The 17,814-nt window shown below is 57.6% G+C and carries 26 protein-coding genes; 9 read left to right on the forward strand and 17 right to left on the reverse strand.

Features of this window, described 5'->3' with window-relative positions:
- Window positions 1–36 precede the first annotated feature (36 nt).
- Complete coding sequence (locus tag FHK95_RS01855; RefSeq protein ID WP_328592919.1) at window positions 37–804, forward strand: sulfite exporter TauE/SafE family protein; 768 nt, start codon at window positions 37–39, stop codon at window positions 802–804.
- A 30-nt stretch (window positions 805–834) separates the two neighbouring features.
- On the opposite strand, the gene FHK95_RS01860 is transcribed toward FHK95_RS01855, so the two are convergent.
- The 4 genes from FHK95_RS01860 to FHK95_RS01875 form a co-directional block, all read right to left on the reverse strand.
- Window positions 835–1,521 carry a nitroreductase gene (locus FHK95_RS01860; protein ID WP_150302875.1) on the reverse strand — a complete coding sequence of 229 codons (687 nt, stop codon included), beginning with the start codon at window positions 1,519–1,521 and terminating at the stop codon, window positions 835–837.
- Window positions 1,522–1,696: 175 nt separating this feature from the next.
- The gene (locus FHK95_RS01865) at window positions 1,697–2,296 is read right to left on the reverse strand and encodes a hypothetical protein (protein ID WP_150302876.1); all 600 of its coding nucleotides are present in this window, start codon (window positions 2,294–2,296) and stop codon (window positions 1,697–1,699) included.
- Between the two features lie 138 nt (window positions 2,297–2,434).
- A complete protein-coding gene (locus FHK95_RS01870) occupies window positions 2,435–2,674 on the reverse strand; it encodes a helix-turn-helix transcriptional regulator (protein WP_150302877.1) in 240 nt (79 codons plus the stop codon).
- A gap of 196 nt (window positions 2,675–2,870) precedes the next feature.
- Window positions 2,871–3,227, reverse strand: a complete 357-nt coding sequence (locus FHK95_RS01875; protein WP_150302878.1) for a DMT family protein — start codon at window positions 3,225–3,227, stop codon at window positions 2,871–2,873.
- A gap of 392 nt (window positions 3,228–3,619) precedes the next feature.
- Between FHK95_RS01875 and FHK95_RS01880 the strand changes: the two genes are divergently transcribed.
- The 4 genes from FHK95_RS01880 (at window position 3,620) to queE (ending at window position 5,900) form a co-directional block, all read left to right on the forward strand.
- Window positions 3,620–3,991 carry a hypothetical protein gene (locus FHK95_RS01880; RefSeq protein WP_150302879.1) on the forward strand — a complete coding sequence of 124 codons (372 nt, stop codon included), beginning with the start codon at window positions 3,620–3,622 and terminating at the stop codon, window positions 3,989–3,991.
- 144 nt (window positions 3,992–4,135) lie between these two features.
- Entirely contained in the window at window positions 4,136–4,843 is a 708-nt protein-coding gene (gene queC, locus FHK95_RS01885; RefSeq protein ID WP_150302880.1) for a 7-cyano-7-deazaguanine synthase QueC, read from the forward strand.
- A complete protein-coding gene (locus FHK95_RS01890) occupies window positions 4,831–5,187 on the forward strand; it encodes a 6-pyruvoyl trahydropterin synthase family protein (protein ID WP_150302881.1) in 357 nt (118 codons plus the stop codon). Before queC ends, FHK95_RS01890 begins: the two co-directional genes overlap by 13 nt.
- Entirely contained in the window at window positions 5,184–5,900 is a 717-nt protein-coding gene (queE, locus tag FHK95_RS01895; protein WP_150302882.1) for a 7-carboxy-7-deazaguanine synthase QueE, read from the forward strand. Before FHK95_RS01890 ends, queE begins: the two co-directional genes overlap by 4 nt.
- Before the next feature lie 35 nt (window positions 5,901–5,935).
- On the opposite strand, the gene FHK95_RS01900 is transcribed toward queE, so the two are convergent.
- The 3 genes from FHK95_RS01900 to FHK95_RS01910 form a co-directional block, all read right to left on the reverse strand.
- The gene (locus FHK95_RS01900) at window positions 5,936–6,394 is read right to left on the reverse strand and encodes a DUF4112 domain-containing protein (RefSeq protein ID WP_150302883.1); all 459 of its coding nucleotides are present in this window, start codon (window positions 6,392–6,394) and stop codon (window positions 5,936–5,938) included.
- A gap of 172 nt (window positions 6,395–6,566) precedes the next feature.
- Window positions 6,567–7,010 (reverse strand): potassium channel family protein, encoded by a 444-nt coding sequence (locus FHK95_RS01905; protein ID WP_150302884.1) that lies wholly within the window; start codon window positions 7,008–7,010, stop codon window positions 6,567–6,569.
- 144 nt (window positions 7,011–7,154) lie between these two features.
- Window positions 7,155–8,051 (reverse strand): DMT family transporter, encoded by an 897-nt coding sequence (locus tag FHK95_RS01910; RefSeq protein ID WP_150302885.1) that lies wholly within the window; start codon window positions 8,049–8,051, stop codon window positions 7,155–7,157.
- Between the two features lie 265 nt (window positions 8,052–8,316).
- Here FHK95_RS01910 and FHK95_RS01915 point away from each other — a divergent pair, with 265 nt between their 5' ends.
- Window positions 8,317–9,078, forward strand: coding sequence for an SDR family oxidoreductase (locus FHK95_RS01915; RefSeq protein ID WP_150302886.1), 762 nt, complete (start codon window positions 8,317–8,319; stop codon window positions 9,076–9,078).
- A gap of 22 nt (window positions 9,079–9,100) precedes the next feature.
- On the opposite strand, the gene FHK95_RS01920 is transcribed toward FHK95_RS01915, so the two are convergent.
- The 9 genes from FHK95_RS01920 to FHK95_RS01960 form a co-directional block, all read right to left on the reverse strand.
- On the reverse strand, window positions 9,101–9,592 hold the full coding sequence (locus tag FHK95_RS01920) for a M48 metallopeptidase family protein (RefSeq protein WP_150302887.1): 492 nt from the start codon (window positions 9,590–9,592) through the stop codon (window positions 9,101–9,103).
- Between the two features lie 58 nt (window positions 9,593–9,650).
- Window positions 9,651–10,280 (reverse strand): NAD(P)H-binding protein, encoded by a 630-nt coding sequence (locus FHK95_RS01925; protein ID WP_150302888.1) that lies wholly within the window; start codon window positions 10,278–10,280, stop codon window positions 9,651–9,653.
- A gap of 305 nt (window positions 10,281–10,585) precedes the next feature.
- Complete coding sequence (locus FHK95_RS01930) at window positions 10,586–10,960, reverse strand: VOC family protein (protein ID WP_150302889.1); 375 nt, start codon at window positions 10,958–10,960, stop codon at window positions 10,586–10,588.
- A gap of 188 nt (window positions 10,961–11,148) precedes the next feature.
- Window positions 11,149–12,474, reverse strand: a complete 1,326-nt coding sequence (locus FHK95_RS01935) for an MATE family efflux transporter (protein WP_150302890.1) — start codon at window positions 12,472–12,474, stop codon at window positions 11,149–11,151.
- 40 nt (window positions 12,475–12,514) lie between these two features.
- Complete coding sequence (locus tag FHK95_RS01940; protein ID WP_150302891.1) at window positions 12,515–13,036, reverse strand: YqhA family protein; 522 nt, start codon at window positions 13,034–13,036, stop codon at window positions 12,515–12,517.
- A 102-nt stretch (window positions 13,037–13,138) separates the two neighbouring features.
- Entirely contained in the window at window positions 13,139–13,441 is a 303-nt protein-coding gene (locus FHK95_RS01945; RefSeq protein ID WP_150302892.1) for a hypothetical protein, read from the reverse strand.
- A gap of 20 nt (window positions 13,442–13,461) precedes the next feature.
- Entirely contained in the window at window positions 13,462–13,806 is a 345-nt protein-coding gene (locus tag FHK95_RS01950; protein WP_150302893.1) for a barstar family protein, read from the reverse strand.
- On the reverse strand, window positions 13,807–14,202 hold the full coding sequence (locus FHK95_RS01955) for a ribonuclease domain-containing protein (RefSeq protein WP_206668519.1): 396 nt from the start codon (window positions 14,200–14,202) through the stop codon (window positions 13,807–13,809).
- Window positions 14,203–14,250: 48 nt separating this feature from the next.
- Entirely contained in the window at window positions 14,251–14,733 is a 483-nt protein-coding gene (locus tag FHK95_RS01960) for an anti-virulence regulator CigR family protein (protein ID WP_150302894.1), read from the reverse strand.
- A gap of 160 nt (window positions 14,734–14,893) precedes the next feature.
- Between FHK95_RS01960 and msrP the strand changes: the two genes are divergently transcribed.
- The 3 genes from msrP to FHK95_RS01975 are packed head-to-tail and all read left to right on the forward strand — an operon-like array spanning window position 14,894 to window position 16,918.
- Window positions 14,894–15,916 (forward strand): protein-methionine-sulfoxide reductase catalytic subunit MsrP, encoded by a 1,023-nt coding sequence (msrP, locus tag FHK95_RS01965; RefSeq protein ID WP_150302895.1) that lies wholly within the window; start codon window positions 14,894–14,896, stop codon window positions 15,914–15,916.
- The gene (locus FHK95_RS01970; protein ID WP_206668520.1) at window positions 15,906–16,520 is read left to right on the forward strand and encodes a protein-methionine-sulfoxide reductase heme-binding subunit MsrQ; all 615 of its coding nucleotides are present in this window, start codon (window positions 15,906–15,908) and stop codon (window positions 16,518–16,520) included. Before msrP ends, FHK95_RS01970 begins: the two co-directional genes overlap by 11 nt.
- Before the next feature lie 26 nt (window positions 16,521–16,546).
- Entirely contained in the window at window positions 16,547–16,918 is a 372-nt protein-coding gene (locus FHK95_RS01975) for a hypothetical protein (RefSeq protein ID WP_150302896.1), read from the forward strand.
- A 65-nt stretch (window positions 16,919–16,983) separates the two neighbouring features.
- On the opposite strand, the gene FHK95_RS01980 is transcribed toward FHK95_RS01975, so the two are convergent.
- Entirely contained in the window at window positions 16,984–17,787 is an 804-nt protein-coding gene (locus FHK95_RS01980) for an enoyl-CoA hydratase-related protein (protein WP_178114680.1), read from the reverse strand.
- Between the last annotated feature and the right edge of the window lie 27 nt (window positions 17,788–17,814).

Here is a 17,814-nt window from a genome sequence, read left to right on the forward strand (position 1 = left end):
GACTACTATCCACTACTACTTTCAGAATAAGGCTCAATGATGCTGCTTGATCCCTGGCTATGGCTCGGTGTGTTCATATTGCTGGCCTACACCGTCGAAGCCATTACCGGTTTCGGCAGCCTGGTCATTGCACTCTCGCTGGGCGCACTGATCCTGCCGATTTCGGAAATGATGCCGGTGGTGGTGCCGCTCAACGTGCTGATGACCAGCTATCTGGTGTGGCGCCACCGCAGGCATATTTACTGGCCGGTGCTGCTCAAACTGATCCTGCCGCTGATGGTACTGGGTACGGCCGCGGGTTATGTACTGCGTCCTTGGCTCGGCGACAACCTGTTGAAACTGCTGTTCGGCATGCTGGTGCTCTGGTTCGCCAGCCGCGAGCTCTGGCGCATGTACCGCGGGATCGTGATCGCCCCGCACCCGCTGATACTCAGCCGCGCCCTGACCTTCGGCGCCGGCATCACCCACGGTTTGTTCGCTTCCGGCGGCCCGCTGCTGGTCTACGCTATCGGCGGCATCCAGCTCGACAAGAGCCGCATGCGCGCCACCCTGCTGGTCGTGTGGCTTACCTTGAACAGCTGCCTGACAGCACTGTTTCTGTTCGACGGCACGCTCATCCCCAGCCTGCCGCGCCTGGCGCTCTATCTGCCACTGCTAGTGGTTGGCGTGCTGCTCGGCGAATACCTGCATCACCGCCTGAATGAACAGCGGTTCCGTCAGGTGGTGTATGGGTTGCTGGTAATTACGGGAATATTGCTGGTTTTCAAGGCCATCGAAGGGTATTCCGGATTCATGCTGTCCTGAATCCGGAATATTGTCGTGCGGCAGATCGCGCTAGGAAACCGTCTCGTCGAAGCCGACAAAGGTCGCCACTTCGTCGACAGCGCGACGCTTCGACACCACTGCGTTGGCCGGAAAGTCTTCATCCGGAAAGCCCATGGCAACGCAGATCATGATCACCTGATCCTCCGGAATGCCCGCATGCTCGCGCACCACCGGTGAGTGCATAATGCCCTGACTGTTTACCACACAGCCCAAGCCGCGGGACCAGGCGGCGTTCACCAGGCCATTGACCAGCGCCCCGCAGTCGAACTGGGCGATGTCGCCGTCGCGCAAGACGCGGTCATAGGTCACTACCACAGAGACCGGCGCATCAAACTGGCGGAAGCCGCGCAGTATCCAGTCCTGGCGCTTATTCTTGTCGTCACGGGCGATGCCCATGGCTTTGAAGAGTTGTACCGCGATCTCCACCTGCCGGTCCCGGTGCTCGCCTTCATAGGCATCGATGCCACGGCTTTCCTTCGATGGCGGCACGCCGCCCAGCATACGTTCGGTATTTTCCGCGCGAATCCGGTCCAGTGGCTCTCCGGTCAGCACATGCAGATGCCATGGCTGCGTATTCATCGAGGATGGCGCCCGAATGGCTAGTGCAATAACTTCCTCGATCAGGCTACGCGGAACCGCTTGCTGCTTGAACGCGCGAATGCTGCGCCGCCCGAATACGACTTCTTCGTAATTCACCCGTCATCTCCTCATACGCTATGGCAGCCAGCGATACGCCGCATTGGGCGTCCGCCTGCAATCTGGATCTGACACTAGCATATTCGCAGCGGCGCTCAGGGCGCCTATGCGTCGGCAGAGCGACACATCAGGATCGCTTATAAGCGGTGATTAATGGCGTGATAGGAAAAGGGAGTTACAAGCCATCCTGCGGGTGCAATGTTCTCAGCTGCAGATCGGCCTGAGATTTGCGCTGCCAAACACGCCAATATTTCTGTTGTTTCGAGATGACGCTGTCTCTATTCGCTCCGTACCAGGAGCGGGCTTTGGGTGTCATGCCTGCGAGTTTGGTGTTCTGTGTCCAAGCTTGAAAGTCATTGCTATCGAGACGGTACTTCGAGCCTGACTGCTTGATGGGCCACATTGAAAAACGTGCTTTCCATGCCCCCATCCTGGGCGTAACGATGCTGTAGTACGTTTTGCCGGCACTCAGATCGGCTTCCATAAAATCAGCTGCCTCTGACACCACCATGAAAGTGTGTTTACCAGGCAAAGTGTTATAGGCGACCTTTGTTCCGTTGTTCAGTATCCCGATGAAGACGGGCTCGTTACCGGAGACATCGTAAATTGAAGCGCTGATCGCACTGCCTACAAATGAATCGCGCATGAACAGTACTTGGGCCTGATCGCCAGCCGGTCGTTTCGCCGCTACACCAGAAGAAACTGACATGGGATTGGATGCGCATCCAACCAAAAACAATCCATATAGAACGACCGCAAACTTTAATATTTTCATTCCATCCCCCTAAGAGTTGTTTCAAGGGAATAAGACTACCCACCCCATAGAGCAGATTGGCCGCATTCCCTTGCGTCAGCCAAGGTAATGCATATTGATAGCCAGTAGCCATAAAAAGAATCATCGGATAAAAGCGATTTACGCACGTTCCGTCTCCTCGCTCAGCGGCATACCTGCCAGCGTCAGCTCGCCACCCAAGGCCTGAATCACGGTCAACGTCAAACCCAGATGTGCAGTTGGTTTGCCTGCTTCAAGGTCCCCAATAAAGCGCACACCCACGCCTGCAGCCAATGCCAACTGCGACTGGGTGAGTCCTAGTTGTTTACGCCCCTGCTTGATTGCTGCTCCCAGCTCAATGGGGGTTCTGATCACAGACATGGCCGCTCCAAAAGATTACCGATCGGTAAGATTAAGCGCTTCCAGAGGACAACTCAATAAAATATTCCCGAACGGGAATATGTGGTCGCCAACCAACCGTATTTATGTATTTTATTCCCGTACGGGAATACTGCCCTGCCGAGAGAGTTCGCAAATAGATAATCACCGTCCACGGGTATCCACTCGCGAAACAACATCACGCACCCGCCAGCTCCCCACGAAAGATGAAGAAAACCGCACCCAGAATACACAGACCAGCCCAGAGATAATCCAGCCTGAGCGGTTCTTTCATGTAATACACGGCGAAGGGCACGAACACTGAGAGTGTGATGACTTCCTGCAGGATTTTGAGCTGCCCGAGGGACAGCACGCCGTAGCCGATGCGATTCGCTGGCACCTGCAGCATGTACTCGAAAAAGGCGATGCCCCAGCTGATCAGCGCGGCGATGATCCAGGGCTTGGAGCTCAATTCCTTGAGGTGGGCGTACCAGGCAAACGTCATAAACACGTTGCTCAGGGTAAGCAGCAGTACCGTTAAACCAATTTCGCGCATGTTGCAGTTCACCAATGATTAGCCGTTTGAGCGCTGGGGATGACCGTATCGATCCGGGAGTAGAAGACGGCTACCCGGATGTGCAGGGTTGTTTAATTCCACCTCACTTGCTGTCACATCCGCTTCAGTCTGCACCAGCGCAACGCAACTCGCTCCGGCTGCACTGCCGGACCTTTCAGACACTCGCCTGTCTGCGAGAGCCTCTCTCACCTCACTTCGGCAACAAGCCCGCTGCGCTAGAGCGGTGCAAGCCTGCGCCAGAGTATTGCATTCTTCCATGCGCCAAGCCGGCATTGCCAGCGCCCTGCTCCGCTACAAGCCGCGGAAGCTGCGATAGTTGAAACTGGTACATATTCTGCTTAGTTATGAAAACAGGAAAAAGGAGGCAGGGAATGATAATAGCCGAAGCGCGCTTCGACCGATCCACATTAGGCTGCATGGTTGCACTGCGCCGACGGCTCAGACAGGCGATGGGCGTGACAGTGAGCCTGGCCGACCCGAATGCCGTCGAGCAGATGATCGAACTCAGCATTACTTCCAGGGAGGATGACGTGCGCGAGCTGGGCTTGCGCCTTGCAGAAATGATGATGTCGCAACGGGCCCCCGAGGAGACCGCACCAGCCAGCAAAAGCCTTATCGCGGCAATGCGCGAGCGGCTCAACAGCGATTCAATGGCAGAACCTGCGGAGACAGATTCGCGTGCTGAGGCCCGCGTCCACCGAGCCTCGGTGGGTATTTACCGAGGCCAGATTATACGTCGCTAGACGCCTGCGCAGCAGAGGTCGCGTCGGGCGAGACCATCCCACTCTGGGGCCATTTGACGGAGATCGGTAGACAAGATAGGTCCGTCCGTTACAATGCCCCCCGCTTAACCGGTCGCAGCCTACCCGGAAAAAACAAGGACACCTATGAATGCTTTATTGATCTGCTCCGGCGGATTCGACTCCGTGACGCTTGCCTACCGGCTGGCGGCGGAACAGTCCCTCGGCGCCCTGCTGACCTTCGACTACGGTCAGCGCCACCGCAAAGAAATCGATGCAGCCCGTCAGTGCGCTGAGCGGCTCGCAGTGCCCCATCTGGTGATGGACATCGCTCATATCGGCCGCCAACTATCTGGCTCGGCCCTGACCGATGACATCGCCGTGCCCCACGGTCACTACAGCGAAGAGAACATGAAGGTAACGGTGGTGCCCAACCGTAACGCCATCATGCTCACCATCGCCTTCGGCATCGCGGCTGCCCGCCACCTCGACACCGTGGCCCTGGCCGTGCACGGCGGTGATCACTTCATCTATCCCGACTGCCGACCCGACTTCATCCGCTTGTTCGGCGAGATGCAGGCCAAAGCGCTAGAGGGCGTAGCCGAGGTGGCGTTGCTCGCCCCCTATGTGAACCTGGACAAGACCGAGATCGCCCGTGACGCCGCGCGCTTTGCGGTGCCGGTGGCCGAGACCTGGTCCTGCTATGAGGGTGGCGACATTCACTGCGGCCGCTGCGGCACCTGCGTGGAGCGCATCGAAGCCATGGCTCTGGCCGGCGTGACCGATCCCACCGCCTATAAAGATGAGCAGTACTGGCGCGAAGCAGTCGCGAGGGTCAAGCCATGTACACCATAAGAAAAGAGTTTCACTTTTCCGCCTCCCACCAGCTCAAGCAGATGCCCGAAGGGCACCCCTGTGCCCGCTTGCATGGCCACAACTACGTGGCAGTAATCGAGTTGCGCAGCGAGACCCTCGACCAGTACGGCTTCGTATGTGATTACCTGGAACTCAAGGCATTCAAGGAGTACATCGACGCCGAGCTGGATCACCGCCACCTCAACGAGGTGCTGGGGGACGACTGCACCACCGCCGAACGCCTTGCCCGCCACCTGTACGACTGGGCCCGGGCTCGCTGGCCTGAAGTGAGCGCAGCGATGGTGTCGGAAACGCCCAAGACCTCGGCGGAGTACCGACCGTGATCGCCATCAGCGAAATCTTTGGTCCCACCATCCAGGGCGAAGGCGCGTTAATCGGCGTGCCCACCGTCTTCGTGCGCACCGGCGGCTGCGACTTTCGCTGTAGCTGGTGCGACACCCTTTATGCGGTGGAACCACGCTTTCGGGCAGACTGGCAGAGCATGACTGCCGAAGCGATCCTTGCCGAGGTGAACAGGCTGAGTGGCGGCGACCCGATTTTGATAACACTCTCCGGCGGCAACCCGGCGCTGCAGCCGCTCGGTGAACTATTACAGCTCGGCCACCAGCAGGGCCACAGCTTTACCATGGAAACCCAGGGCAGCAAGGCACAAGCCTGGTTCGATATGCTCGATCACCTCACGCTCAGCCCTAAACCGCCCTCCTCGGGTATGCCCTTTCGCCAGGAGCGATTCGAGGCCTGCCTGACCGCTGCCGGAGCCGACACCCGGGTCAGCCTCAAGCTGGTGATAGCCGATGAGGCGGATTACCAATGGGCAAAAGCCCTGGCGGGCCTATACCCACAACTGCCACTGTATCTCCAGCCCTGCAACCCCGCGCCGGCTACGCCCGAGCAACCGGACCGCGAAGCCGACATAGACGCATTGAACGCACAGTTGCGCTGGTTGGTGGAGCGGATAATTGCTGATCGCTGGTACCGGCCGCGGGTACTGCCGCAACTGCATGTGCTGATCTGGAATAACGAACGGGGGGTTTGATACTTGGCGTTGGCGCGAGACCTGCCTGCGCACTTTCACAAAAGAAGGACCACACCTCCAGCAATGCCGGCAAACAGGACAGACAAACCGATCAGAACCTTCCAGGGAAACGATTTCGGGGGCGACTCTACCTCAAGCTGTGTGTGCAGATAATCTCTTAGCAATCGGGTATTGCGCGTGTTGGCCTTGTAGACGGCATCGAAGGCATCCCCCACCACCGGGATCAGGCCGCCAACAAAATCGATGCCGATATTACGCAGCATGCGCCGCTTTACCTCACCGCTCGCACCCGCCCGCTGCGCCTCCAGCAGCACATAGCCGGACATCGCCAACCCGAGCAGGTCCCCGACGCCTGGGATCAGGCCAACGATGGCCTCGACCCCAATCTTGAACCGTGTAAAAGGCAGGCCGATGCTGCTGTCAGTAAAACGGCTGAACTTGTCCAGCCGCTCGAGTATCGCTCGTTGTTCGGCTTCAGTCGGTTGTCTTGGCATTGCATCTCCGGGGCTATCGAGGCTCAAACACGCGGTTTTATCGTGCAACCTGAAGAGTGCCCGCGAACGTGAGAAGTTCAGAAAAGGATCTAGCGCAGCGTCAAAGCGCGCTGACGATCACCAAAGCTGCGAATCTGCATAGCAAGTAGGGTCTGGAGGGTTCTCAATACAATCAATCAAGCTTATTCCAGTTCCTTTGCATCTCAAGGAAGGCAAAGGAAGCGGACCATGTAATTAGAACGAAGCCTACCAGTCCCTGTGTGCCATAGAGAAAACGAATGGGCCCCAAGGGGATCATATCGCCATATCCTAGCGTCGTGTACGTCACAGCTGACATAAATATATAGTCAAGAAATGACATGTTTTCGTAACCCGAGACCATCCCAATACTGTTCATCTCTACGAGCCACCAGGCACTCACACCAAAACTCCAGATGGCGACAACATGAACCAATAGCAAGCTGAATATGAGTAAAAGCATGCGGCGCCGATGAGCAAACTTAAACTTTCTAACGATACGACCGAACAGGATAAATGATTCAAAGTGCAGCATGACGGCCACAATAACCGTGCTCAGGGTGACTACAAATGCCAGCACGTGGGCCTGATCTATCATTTAATCTGTCGCCTCTACAGAACTCACCGTTGGAAATGCCGTTGCACCGCGCCACAACAAGGTTACACGCGGATCGCTGCAGGCGTCGCGTCGAACGTGGGCTGGCAGCGAGGCTTGTCACCATGTGTACGATCGGTTTCCGGCTCACCGAGCGTGCGAATATACGCTGAGTGCAGTGACTGTAACCAGAATCAATCCCATGCCGAGGATCTGGAGGCCAACTAACCTCTCACCCAATACCACGACCCCAAATAACGACGCCGTGACTGGCTCCACCATTGCCACAACCGAGGCCACGCCCGGCGTTGTATGGTTAAGCCCGACGATGTAAATGATGAATGACAACCCTGCACCGAGCACTCCCAGCACTAAGAACAGCGGCCAAACCGGTGCATGCAGAACGGCAACTATCTGCTCGACATCAGCCGGCCAGGCAAGGGCAGCAACCAGTACCGCGAACGCTATTACGAGAATGGCCTGAGGACTGCCGTGCGGGGCCGCATACTTGAAGCCAAAAATGAATACGGCGTAGGACAGTCCAGCAAGCAGCCCGGCAACCACGCCAATTATCGTGACATCGCTGGCGTCGATATCGTAGATACCTGTAAGCAATACGATCCCGACCATCACCGTCGCAATCGCTGCCCACTTCAGCGGACTAGGGCTTTCGAGCCTGAGCGCAAACGACACAAGGTAGACAAACACCGGAGCGCAATACATCAATGTGGCCGCAACCGCGACGCTGCCCTCTCTGATGCTCAAAAAATAAAACACGAAATTACCCGCTACGCCCAGACCGGCAATCGCTGACCAGAACCACAAGCGGCGACTTGCCAGCCCGCTGTCCCGCGGACGCAATGCCAGCCAGAACACAACGAACACCAGCCCGACCACACCGCGGTATAACGCCACGACTAACGCATCCCAGCCTTCGGCAATGAGCATAGCGGCGATACCGCCGGATAACCCCCAGCATAGCGCCGCGGTTGCCACAAAGACGGTGCTCAGCCCCGCCCATTTTTCTGATGGAATTATCCCCATTGCAGATCAACACTCATCGAATTGTTCATTCAGAAGAGCATGCGCAATCGTGGGAAGTTCAGAAAACCATTAACCCAGCGTGGAAGGCAGATGAGAACTGTCTCGACCTTGCCCAGAAGTCTCACTGACGCGACTTATCAGTAACCGGCATGATGCATAAACAACAGCCCTAATCGAGACGAAACTGACCTTCCGCGTTGGTATTCTCCCTGTTCACGGCGGAGCGCAGCATGGGGCTGCGCCCATCGCTCAGGAGCACAGGTTTATGAGTTCAGCGTATTCGGGCAAGGTCGTATTGATAACGGGTGCCGCCGCCGGCATCGGCAAGGCAACCGCCGAAGCCTTCGCCGCGCAGGGTGCGCGCTTGATACTGGCAGATATCGACGCCAGCAACGGCGAGATAGTCGTAGCGGGCATTCGTGAGCGCGGTGGCGAAGCCGTGTTCAGCCGCTGCGACGTAGCCGATGGCGAGCAAGTCAAAGCGCTGCTGACAATGATCGAAAACGATTTCGGCCGCTTGGACTGCGCCTTCAACAACGCCGGGGTAGAGTTCGAACAGCACAAGCTGGCCGACGGCGACGAGGCCGTGTTCGATCGCATCATGGACGTCAACGTGAAAGGCGTCTGGCAATGCATGCGTTTTGAGATCCCGCTGATGCTGAAAAACGGCGGCGGCGCCATCGTGAACACCGCCTCCATCGCCGCCCTGGGCGCAGCACCCAAAATGAGCATCTATGCCGCCAGCAAGCACGCCGTATTGGGCCTGACCCGCTCAGCGGCCGTCGAATACGCCAAAAAGGGCATTCGCATCAACGCCGTATGCCCAGCAGTCATCGATACCGAGATGTTCCGCCGCGCCGCCGAAATCGAGCCACGCAAAGCCGAGTTCGCCGCCGCCATGCATCCTATCGGCCGCATCGGCAAAGCCGAAGAGATTGCCGCCGCCGTACTGTATCTATGCTCGGAAGGTGCAGGCTTTACCACCGGCATCGCACTGCCGGTCGATGGGGGGAGTACCTGTATCTGAGCTGGATCGGGTTGCAGCCCACCTATCCCCTCAACGTCAAAAACAACCGCAGATCCAGCTCCAACTGGTGATAGTCCGGCTCCATATGCTGGCACAGCTGGTAGAAGGCCTTGTTGTGTTCCTTCTCGCGCAGGTGTGCCAATTCATGCACGACGACCATACGCAATAAGGGTTCGGGTAGGGTTTTGAAGATGGCGGAGACTTTGATTGCGTTTTTGCGCTTGAGCTTGCCGCCCTGCACGCGGCTGACAAACTGGTGCTGGCCCAGGGCGTTATCGATGACGTGCATGCGCGTATCAAAATACACTTTGCTCACCGGGACGCTGCTGCGCATATGCTGTTGTTTCAGGCGCTGAGTGTAGTCGTACAGCGCGGCGTCGCTCTGGATCAAATGTTGGTCCGCCGGCGGGTAACGTTGCTCAAGCCAGGTGCCGAGCTTGTTAGCGTCTATCAGCTGCTGCACCTGGTTTCGCAGGTCCGGACCGTAACCGCTCAGGTATCTGAGTGCTGCCAATGCTGAGCTCCGCTTTGATGACTGGGCGTACAGTTTACTGGGTTGCTGAAGATAGCGCTCAGACCAGCGCGTTTGACTTTACTACCTGCACACCCGGCTGTGCGGCAATAGCTGACTCGAGCAAGGCGCGGGCAATATTATCCGCCAGGTTAACGCGCATACCACGTGGCAAAACGGGACCCAGGGCTTTCAGTACCCATTCGGCCGCGCGCTCCCCTGGCCGAAATTCCTGGCGTGGGCCGCTGATCAAGCCAGGTCGCACAAAGGTCAGCGAAGCGAACCCACAACCGGCCAGATCCTGCTCCAGCTCCCCTTTGACCCGGTTATAGAATATTCGCGACGCCGCATCAGCGCCCATCGCGGAGTTCAGGACATAACTCGGCGTGCCGTGCTGTTGCGCAAGTTTCGCCACCGCCAGCGGATAGTCGTGATCCACGCGCCTGAAGACGTCCCTGGACCCGGCCTGCTTCATGGTAGTGCCGAGGGCACATATCACCGCATCGGCCTGCCACCAGGCGGCGTTTGCCGGTAGGTGCTCGAAATCAACCACGGGCGCGGACAGCTTCGGATGTTCACTCAGCGGGCGACGGGACGGTGCCACCACCGCGCTGATTCGCTCATCGGCCAGCGCACGTCGCAGCACATGACTGCCGACCAGTCCGCTCGCCCCCACCAACAGTAACTTCATTCTGGACTCTCCATGCCAGTGGGAATGTTCAGCGGATCCCAATTCTTTTTTCCCGAATTACGCTCAATAAAGCCAGCAGACAGATCAGCAGATCTACTCATTTCATTAGCGTGAACATACTGTTATTCATGTTATTTTTCATATGCTTAGTCATATTTACTGATCCATCCGAATGCGCATAAAAATCCGCCGAGATGAGGCACGCGGGCATCCCCGCCTAAGCTTCACTGCTCAGCTTGTTAATACAACGCCAGGGGCGCCCTTCTTACCCACCGAGGCGCCCCCTATCTGACTGAAAAACGGTACTACTGCATAGAATGCAGGCCGATCAGATTGCCCTCCGTGTCGTGCACCAGACTGATAAAGCCATGTTCGCCAATGGCCATTTTCTCGGTATGGATACTGCCACCGGCGGTTACGGCACGGCCGGCGGCGACGGCGCAATCCTCGCAACCAAAATACACCAAGGTACCGCCTTGGCCGGGTGTGACTTGCTCATTCTTGACCAACGCGCCACCGGCGCCATGCCGGCCTGGGTCAGCCGGAAACACCCAATACTCCATATTCATGTCACCGATATTTTCCAGGCGAACCTGCAATACCTCTTCGTAGAACGCCTTGGCTCGCTCAAGCTGTTGAACATAGATTTCAGTCCAGACTACCGGGTTGTTATCGCTCATTTGAAAGCCTCCGGGTGCCCTTACGGACCCGTCGGAGTGGGCACCTGTTGGTGAATGGACGACGGGCCAGAAGACGTCAGACAAGCAACTTGAATCGTAGAACCTGAAGAGTATAGATCGACTAAATCAGCTCAGAAAAAATCAGATCTCGCTGCCATCGATGAAAACAGCACGGTGATCAGAGAGTGCTATGTGAACAGCAGCCTGCTGCGCCAGCCGCCCCAACGGTAATAGCCCAGAGAGAACAGCGAACTGATCATGAAGCTGATACCTATCCCCAATGCCACGCCGTTATCGCCGAACAGGGCGGTCGCGCCATAGGCCAGCGGGATCCGCAGGATCCACAGAGAAATGATGTTCAGCGCCAGCACCGCAAACATGGCCCCCGCCCCACGCACCACGCTGTTGAAGACGAAGTTCAGTCCGATAAAGGGGTAGAAGAAGGCAATCGTGCGTAGATAACGGGTGCCAAAGTCGACACTGGCCTCATCCTGTATGAACAGCATGACCAGCGGTTGCGCCCAGATATAGAGCACCGCGGCCAACAGCAGCATGATGCTGGTGGTGTAAATGACGCCCGTTCGGGTGATCTGGCTGATCCGTCGCCAGTGCCCGGCACCGATATTCTGCCCGGCCATGGCGGTAATGGCTGTCCCGAGGGCCACCGCCGGCAGCAGTATGAGGTGATCCAGCCGCTGGGCGGCGCCAAAGCCCGCCACCGCATGCGCCCCCAGACTGTTTACTAGCGACAATATGACCGTGGTGCCGGAATGGATCACTACCATCTGCAACCCGGAGGGTATCCCTAACCGCAAAATGGTCTGCACCTCGACCCAGCGCGGCAGCTGCAAACGGAAACCATGGCCAGGATACTTGCGCGCCAGGTGCACCAGGCTGTAGAGGAAGGCTCCGCCCTGGGCCCCGACAAATGCCAACGCCGCCCCGGTGATGCCCCACTCGAATACCCCAATGAACAGGGGTGACAGCACCGTGATCAGCGCCGTGGCCAGAAGCACAAAGTACAACGGGGTGCGGCTATCACCAAAGGCACGCAGAACGGTACTGATGAAGTTGTAGCCCACCAGCAATAAAGTGGCGCCGAAGGTGATCTGCAGGTACACCCGCGCCTGGTCGAAAATTGCCGGGGGCGTATTGAGCAGCCTCAGCAGTGCATCGGCGAAGACGTAGCCAGCCACTCCGATAAACACCGATAGCAACAACAGAATGAAGACGAAGGTGCTCAGATAGGCACGGATCGCCCCCGCGTCGCCCTTGCCACGGAGCTGGGCAAAGATGGTCAGGGTGGCCTGATTGACGCCCATGACAAACGCGAGCACGACCATCATCAGAATGGTACCGACCGTGACCGCACCAAAAGCCGCACTGCCCAGCAGGTTACCCACCCACAGACCATTGATCAGCTGGATGGATACTTGCAGCAGGCTGGTAACGACAATCGGCAGGGAGAAGCGTCGCAGGTGTCGGGCGATTGAGCCTTCAGTAAAGTTCTTCAGCGCGGTACCAACTCAGTCAACATGTTCATCACTGCAAGAGTCATTCGTGATGATTGGTATGGCTTTTCCCCATCAGGAACAGTGAAGCCGCCAAGGCCAATACCGAAAGAGCCAGATAGATGATATCCAGCGGCGTCAGGAAGCGAATATCCATAACTGCTCTGAAGAACTCGATGATCACGGCCAGGATAACCACACGGACAATCTTGTTCTTCAGCTCGTCAAACGACTGAACATTAAAAGGATGGCTCTTGCCACTCTCCTCTGACGCCTCGATGGGCGACACAAACAGCCGGTATATGCCCAACCCGAAAATGAGCAGCACGACCGCGATCAAATAGATATCAATTGCAATGATGATGTCAGTCACCAGGAACTCGTGGATATCTGTCGTTCCTGTGCCGAGGTAATAATTAACGGTAGCCATTGCCAGCTGGAGAATATCCATGGTTCCCACGACGAATAACGTCAGAGAGCCCAAAAGACTGGAGAGCACCGCAATGAGGACCAGAAAACGGGAGTGCCACAGGAACTGCTCGAATTTTTTCTCTAGGGAATTCATTAATGATAAGACCTGTAAGTGATGATTGTGCAGCTGCCGGTAGTATAGATCGATGAAATCAGCTCATAAAAAATCATCGCACCCGGGACGGTGCCCAGAGCGTCAGCTCTTCTTTCGCCTATAGGCAGGCTGATCGTATCGGGCGTAGTTGATCACCGAATCCTGCCAATGCGAGACACTTTCCGTGCGCCGGGCATCGATGGTCTTACCGAACGCGGCAAAGTGCGCCCGTTCCATCAACTCGGCCATTTCCTTACCGGTAGCGAACCCCAAAAAGTCCGCGCCCTGCATGAAGCCTTCCAGGCGGTGACGGTCCTCTGCCGGGACTTTGTAGCCTTCACTCAATGCCGAGAAATACTTGCGTAACCGTCTTTCCACTTCGGATAAATAGCCGTCTTTATTCATGGTCCAATCCCTCGTCCCTGTTAGTCCATTATCTCCGCGTCACTGTATATCACGACTCGCACCCCGTGCTGATGGGAATCGGCATAGGCACAGACATCGGCCATCAACTGAAGCCAGGCCGCCAGATCAGCCTCATTCACCTCAGCCGCGCCATCAATTGAAAAGCGCCAGAGCGCGGGCTCGGCCAACTGATCCACCTCATCGAGCAACAGGTCATAGGCTGCATCCCAGTTCTCACCGAAGTAATCCGGAAAGCTGAAAGCCTCACGCAGCGCCTGCAGGATGGTCGCCTTGTCCAACCGGTGATCGGCATCCAGCGCGATAGCCGGTTGCTCAAGCTGGTCCCTTGGCTGCCAGGTGATCATTCAATGCCCTTCTATGCGGGTGAAGGAGCGGTAGTGATCCTCCGTGTAATAGAACTCCACAGGCGGATTACCGCCCGTCACCACCCGCCGCGGGCCACGGTGTGACAGGCCGGGCGTGTCCACCGTGTATTCCCGGTAGTACCCCCTCGGCTTGCTCGGCAACAGTCGCTCCCGATTCTCAAAGGTGATGCCATCACGCTGATAGGGAAACGGCCCATTCCGACGAATCCGCTCCAGCGTGTTGTACAGCTCCTGTTCCTGCGCCGACAGATGCGAAGCGCTGTCAGAACCGGATTGGGAAAAGCCGGCGTCATCAAGGAAGGCATCGAGATGCCCACCCTGCTGAAGCTGGAACAGGCCAAACGCAAAGGCCAGAACGATCAGAATCTTTTTCACGGATTGGGCTCAGGCTCTCTGTGGCCGGGACACGGCGGCTATTGGCGCTTAATCAAACACGTCGTAGAGAATATCGGCAATCACGCCGGTTGCAACGGACACCAGAATCAACTCACTGCCCGCCGCCTGCCATTCGTAGCCAGAATGCTGCGGCAGGCGCTCAAGAAAGGCGCCGGACTGCACTTTCTTGGCAATACCCGGCGGCAACGGCTTGCCCCGTCCCAGGTTCTTGCGAATGCCGGGCGGCAATTCGGCGTACCCATCAAAACCGGCGGTGCGCGCGTACTCCCGGGCGCGCGTTGCGGTAATGCCCGCATGCACCAGCGAATCAAGGATGTCCCGATCGCGATGTTGATCCTCACGATCCCGACCGCCCTGCCCTTTGCCCGCGTTACCCTTACCGGACTGCCACTGATGCTCGGCAGAATGTTTATGATGCGGTCCCTTGCCCTCCGGCGGAGCGGCTTGCGCGGCGATGGCGAACAGGCTGCCAGCGATCAACAGCGTCATCACGCTTTTACGTCGTTGCATATTCCATTACTCACTTGGGTTAATTTCATCCGAGACCGATTCTTGCACCTTTCGTCTCTCGGCTGTCGGTATTAATCGTTTTGTCGTTATCATCCGTATTGAACAGGCAATAACCGCCGGCATCAGCCTTTTGTCGGGGACGTCTGTTGAGGAGGCCCGCATGAAACGTACCGATGCTTTCAATTCCGGCTTGAGTGAGAACGATATCACCGACGAGTCGGTATTTCTCAATCGTCGTCAGCTGCTACGCCAGATGGGCTTTATCGGTGCTGGTGGCCTGCTGGCCAGTGCATCCACTCCTGCCAGCGCGGGCCTGCTGGACTTGCTGGGCCTTACCGATACGCCCGCAGAAACGGGCTTTAGCACTGAGCCGCTCACGTTTGCCGCCGCTGACCGCAGCCCCGGACAGGTGCTGACCACCGAAGACAAGGTCACTGGCTACAACAATTTTTACGAATTTGGCACCGACAAGGCCGACCCGCGACGCAACGCCCAGGCTCTGCAAGTCAAGCCCTGGACCTTGACCGTGGGCGGCGAAGTCAACCAACCGCTAACACTGGATTACGACGATCTGTTCCGCTTTGAGCTGGAAGAGCGCATTTACCGACTGCGCTGCGTCGAGGCCTGGTCGATGGTCATTCCGTGGGTGGGCTTTCCGCTGGCAGCGTTATTGAAGCGGGCCGACCCCAACTCCGATGCCCACTATGTGGCGTTTGAAACGCTGCACGACCCGGAAAACATGCCCGGCCAGCGCAACCGCTTTACCGGCGGCGGACTCGACTATCCCTACGTGGAGGGGCTGCGTCTTGATGAAGCCATGCATCCGCTGACGCTGGTGGCGGTGGGTCTGTACGGCAAGACCCTGCCTCCGCAGAACGGCGCGCCGGTGCGGCTGCTCGTACCCTGGAAATACGGATTCAAGAGCATCAAGTCGGTGGTCAACATCCGACTGGTGAAAGAGCAACCGCCCACCAGCTGGAATCTGGCTGCACCCGGCGAGTACGGCTTTTACGCCAATGTGAATCCGCAGGTGGATCACCCGCGCTGGAGCCAGGCCAGTGAGCGACGCATTACCCGCGGCGGACTGGGCAGCGACGAGCGCATCCCCACGCAACTGTTTAACGGTTACGCAGAACAGGTGGCGCATCTGTATAAGGACATGGACCTCAAACGTGCCTTTTAAAGCCTTGCAGCTGCTGGTTCACGGGTTGAGCCTGGCGTGGCTGGGGTGGGTGTATTACCTGGGTTTCTCGGACCAGCTGGGCGGCGATCCGGTGGAGGCCATTATCCATTACACCGGCAAGGGCGCCCTGCATCTGTTGATGTTGACCTTGCTGGTCGCGCCCCTCAGCCGGTGGTTCAAGCAGCCACGGCTGATGCGCCTGCGACGCCCGCTCGGGCTCTACAGCGCGCTCTGGGCGGTCGCACATGTCAGTAATTATCTGACGTTTGATCTGCAGTTCGACTGGGGCCTGATCGCCTCGGAACTGGTGAAGCGACCCTATATTGTCGTCGGCCTGACAGCCTTGCTGATACTGCTGGTGCTGGCCGTCACCTCGCTACCGAAACTGGTGCGGAAACTGGGCCGCCGTTGGCGCACCCTGCACAGTGGGATTTATCTGGCGCTGGTGCTGGTGTGCGTGCATTTCTGGTGGTCAGTCAAAGGGTTCGAGCTGGAGCCGCTGATCTATGGCCTGGTCGCGCTGGTGCTGCTGTCTTTCAAGCGGCGACCATTGTGGCGGTTGGCGGGACGTGCGCAGAAGGCCAGAGCCCCTATGGTAAAATAGCCGCTAATTCAATCCGGAAAGTCCCAATGCTTATATACCTTCTGATCGCCTGCGACCGCCTTGAAGAAAAGCGAGAGAAAAAACTGAGGCAGAACCTGCCGGAGCTGCAAGCGGCTTTGCAGGCGTATGTTGATGCCAACGCAGCCAACCAGGTCACGCTGATCAATGAGTGCGAGAGCGACGATTGCGAAGACTGGCAGTTAGGAATCAGCCAGCCAGTGACGAAGAACATCCACCTCAATTTCCCCGTAGACCTGTTCAACCGCCTGGCCGACCAATATGGCATTGATTGCGAGGTAGGTTTTATAGAAGACGATGCCCGCGAGCCGGTCAGTTATTTCGGTAAGCACGAGGGCAAGGGTGAGGCGTTTTTGATAGCAGAGTATTTGGGGTTATAGCAGCGCACCCGGCGGGGTGATGCTCCCCGAACCAATGCCAACCGACCATAGTGGCTTTAACTGCATCAATCGGGTCGGGGAAACCGAGGCGCACGCTTTGCCTTGAAGGCGGCTATACCTTCCGCTGCCTCCGCCCCACCCAGAGCGATCGCCATCAGCTGCTTTTCGCGTTCAAGCTGGCGCTCGAAGACCTCCCTGACGGGTCCATCGAGCAGCTGCAAAATGGCAGTCTGCGACGCACGGGCACCTTCGGCGAGCTGGGCTCCCAGCTCCAGCGCAGTTTCCAGCGCCTTACCTGTTGCCACAATATGATTGACTACGCCTGCCTGAGCGAATCGCTCAACCGGCAGCCGGCCACCGAACAACGCAATTTCAGCGGCCAGTTGATGGGGCAGACCGGTGGCCAGAAATACAGAACCACCGCCGTCCGGCACCAGACCGGCCTTCACATACGCCAGAGAAATGTAGCTGCCCTGCGCCGCGACAATCAGGTCCGCCGCAAAGGCCAGCGAAGCCCCGGCGCCCGCCGCCCCGCCTTCGATCGCGGCAATCACCGGCTTGGGACAGAACTTCAGCTTGAGCACCAGATCATGCAGACGCTGAATCAGCGCCTCGCGCTCCGCCAGAGACAACGCCGCGCGGGTCTCCAGCGAACGCAGATCGCCGCCTGAACAAAAGAAATCGCCAGCGCCGCGTAGCACTATGTTTGCGATGTCCGGATTGTCCAGCGCCGCATCAATATGGCTTTCCATCTGTATATACATGGCCGTCTCCAGAGCATTGCGCTTATCCGGCCGGTTCAGGGTAAGCACGAGCGTAGGGCCATGGCGTTCAGCGAGTACGCTGTCGTTCGTTTGGGATGCGTTCATGAAGCGAGTCCGTGTCGTAGGCGATGC

Origin of the sequence: Pseudomonas saliphila (assembly GCF_008638345.1) — a bacterium.
Lineage (GTDB): Bacteria > Pseudomonadota > Gammaproteobacteria > Pseudomonadales > Pseudomonadaceae > Halopseudomonas > Halopseudomonas saliphila.

Coding starts and splice junctions, on each gene's coding strand:
- FHK95_RS01855 (WP_328592919.1), top strand. CDS start 37: ATGATGCTGCTTGATCCCTGGCTATGGCTCGGTGTGTTCATATTGCTG.
- FHK95_RS01865 (WP_150302876.1), bottom strand. CDS start 2,296: ATGAAAATATTAAAGTTTGCGGTCGTTCTATATGGATTGTTTTTGGTT.
- FHK95_RS01870 (WP_150302877.1), bottom strand. CDS start 2,674: ATGTCTGTGATCAGAACCCCCATTGAGCTGGGAGCAGCAATCAAGCAG.
- FHK95_RS01875 (WP_150302878.1), bottom strand. CDS start 3,227: ATGCGCGAAATTGGTTTAACGGTACTGCTGCTTACCCTGAGCAACGTG.
- FHK95_RS01880 (WP_150302879.1), top strand. CDS start 3,620: ATGATAATAGCCGAAGCGCGCTTCGACCGATCCACATTAGGCTGCATG.
- queC (WP_150302880.1), top strand. CDS start 4,136: ATGAATGCTTTATTGATCTGCTCCGGCGGATTCGACTCCGTGACGCTT.
- FHK95_RS01890 (WP_150302881.1), top strand. CDS start 4,831: ATGTACACCATAAGAAAAGAGTTTCACTTTTCCGCCTCCCACCAGCTC.
- FHK95_RS01900 (WP_150302883.1), bottom strand. CDS start 6,394: ATGCCAAGACAACCGACTGAAGCCGAACAACGAGCGATACTCGAGCGG.
- FHK95_RS01905 (WP_150302884.1), bottom strand. CDS start 7,010: ATGATAGATCAGGCCCACGTGCTGGCATTTGTAGTCACCCTGAGCACG.
- FHK95_RS01910 (WP_150302885.1), bottom strand. CDS start 8,051: ATGGGGATAATTCCATCAGAAAAATGGGCGGGGCTGAGCACCGTCTTT.
- FHK95_RS01915 (WP_150302886.1), top strand. CDS start 8,317: ATGAGTTCAGCGTATTCGGGCAAGGTCGTATTGATAACGGGTGCCGCC.
- FHK95_RS01925 (WP_150302888.1), bottom strand. CDS start 10,280: ATGAAGTTACTGTTGGTGGGGGCGAGCGGACTGGTCGGCAGTCATGTG.
- FHK95_RS01930 (WP_150302889.1), bottom strand. CDS start 10,960: ATGAGCGATAACAACCCGGTAGTCTGGACTGAAATCTATGTTCAACAG.
- FHK95_RS01940 (WP_150302891.1), bottom strand. CDS start 13,036: ATGAATTCCCTAGAGAAAAAATTCGAGCAGTTCCTGTGGCACTCCCGT.
- FHK95_RS01945 (WP_150302892.1), bottom strand. CDS start 13,441: ATGAATAAAGACGGCTATTTATCCGAAGTGGAAAGACGGTTACGCAAG.
- FHK95_RS01950 (WP_150302893.1), bottom strand. CDS start 13,806: ATGATCACCTGGCAGCCAAGGGACCAGCTTGAGCAACCGGCTATCGCG.
- FHK95_RS01960 (WP_150302894.1), bottom strand. CDS start 14,733: ATGCAACGACGTAAAAGCGTGATGACGCTGTTGATCGCTGGCAGCCTG.
- msrP (WP_150302895.1), top strand. CDS start 14,894: ATGAAACGTACCGATGCTTTCAATTCCGGCTTGAGTGAGAACGATATC.
- FHK95_RS01975 (WP_150302896.1), top strand. CDS start 16,547: ATGCTTATATACCTTCTGATCGCCTGCGACCGCCTTGAAGAAAAGCGA.
- FHK95_RS01980 (WP_178114680.1), bottom strand. CDS start 17,787: ATGAACGCATCCCAAACGAACGACAGCGTACTCGCTGAACGCCATGGC.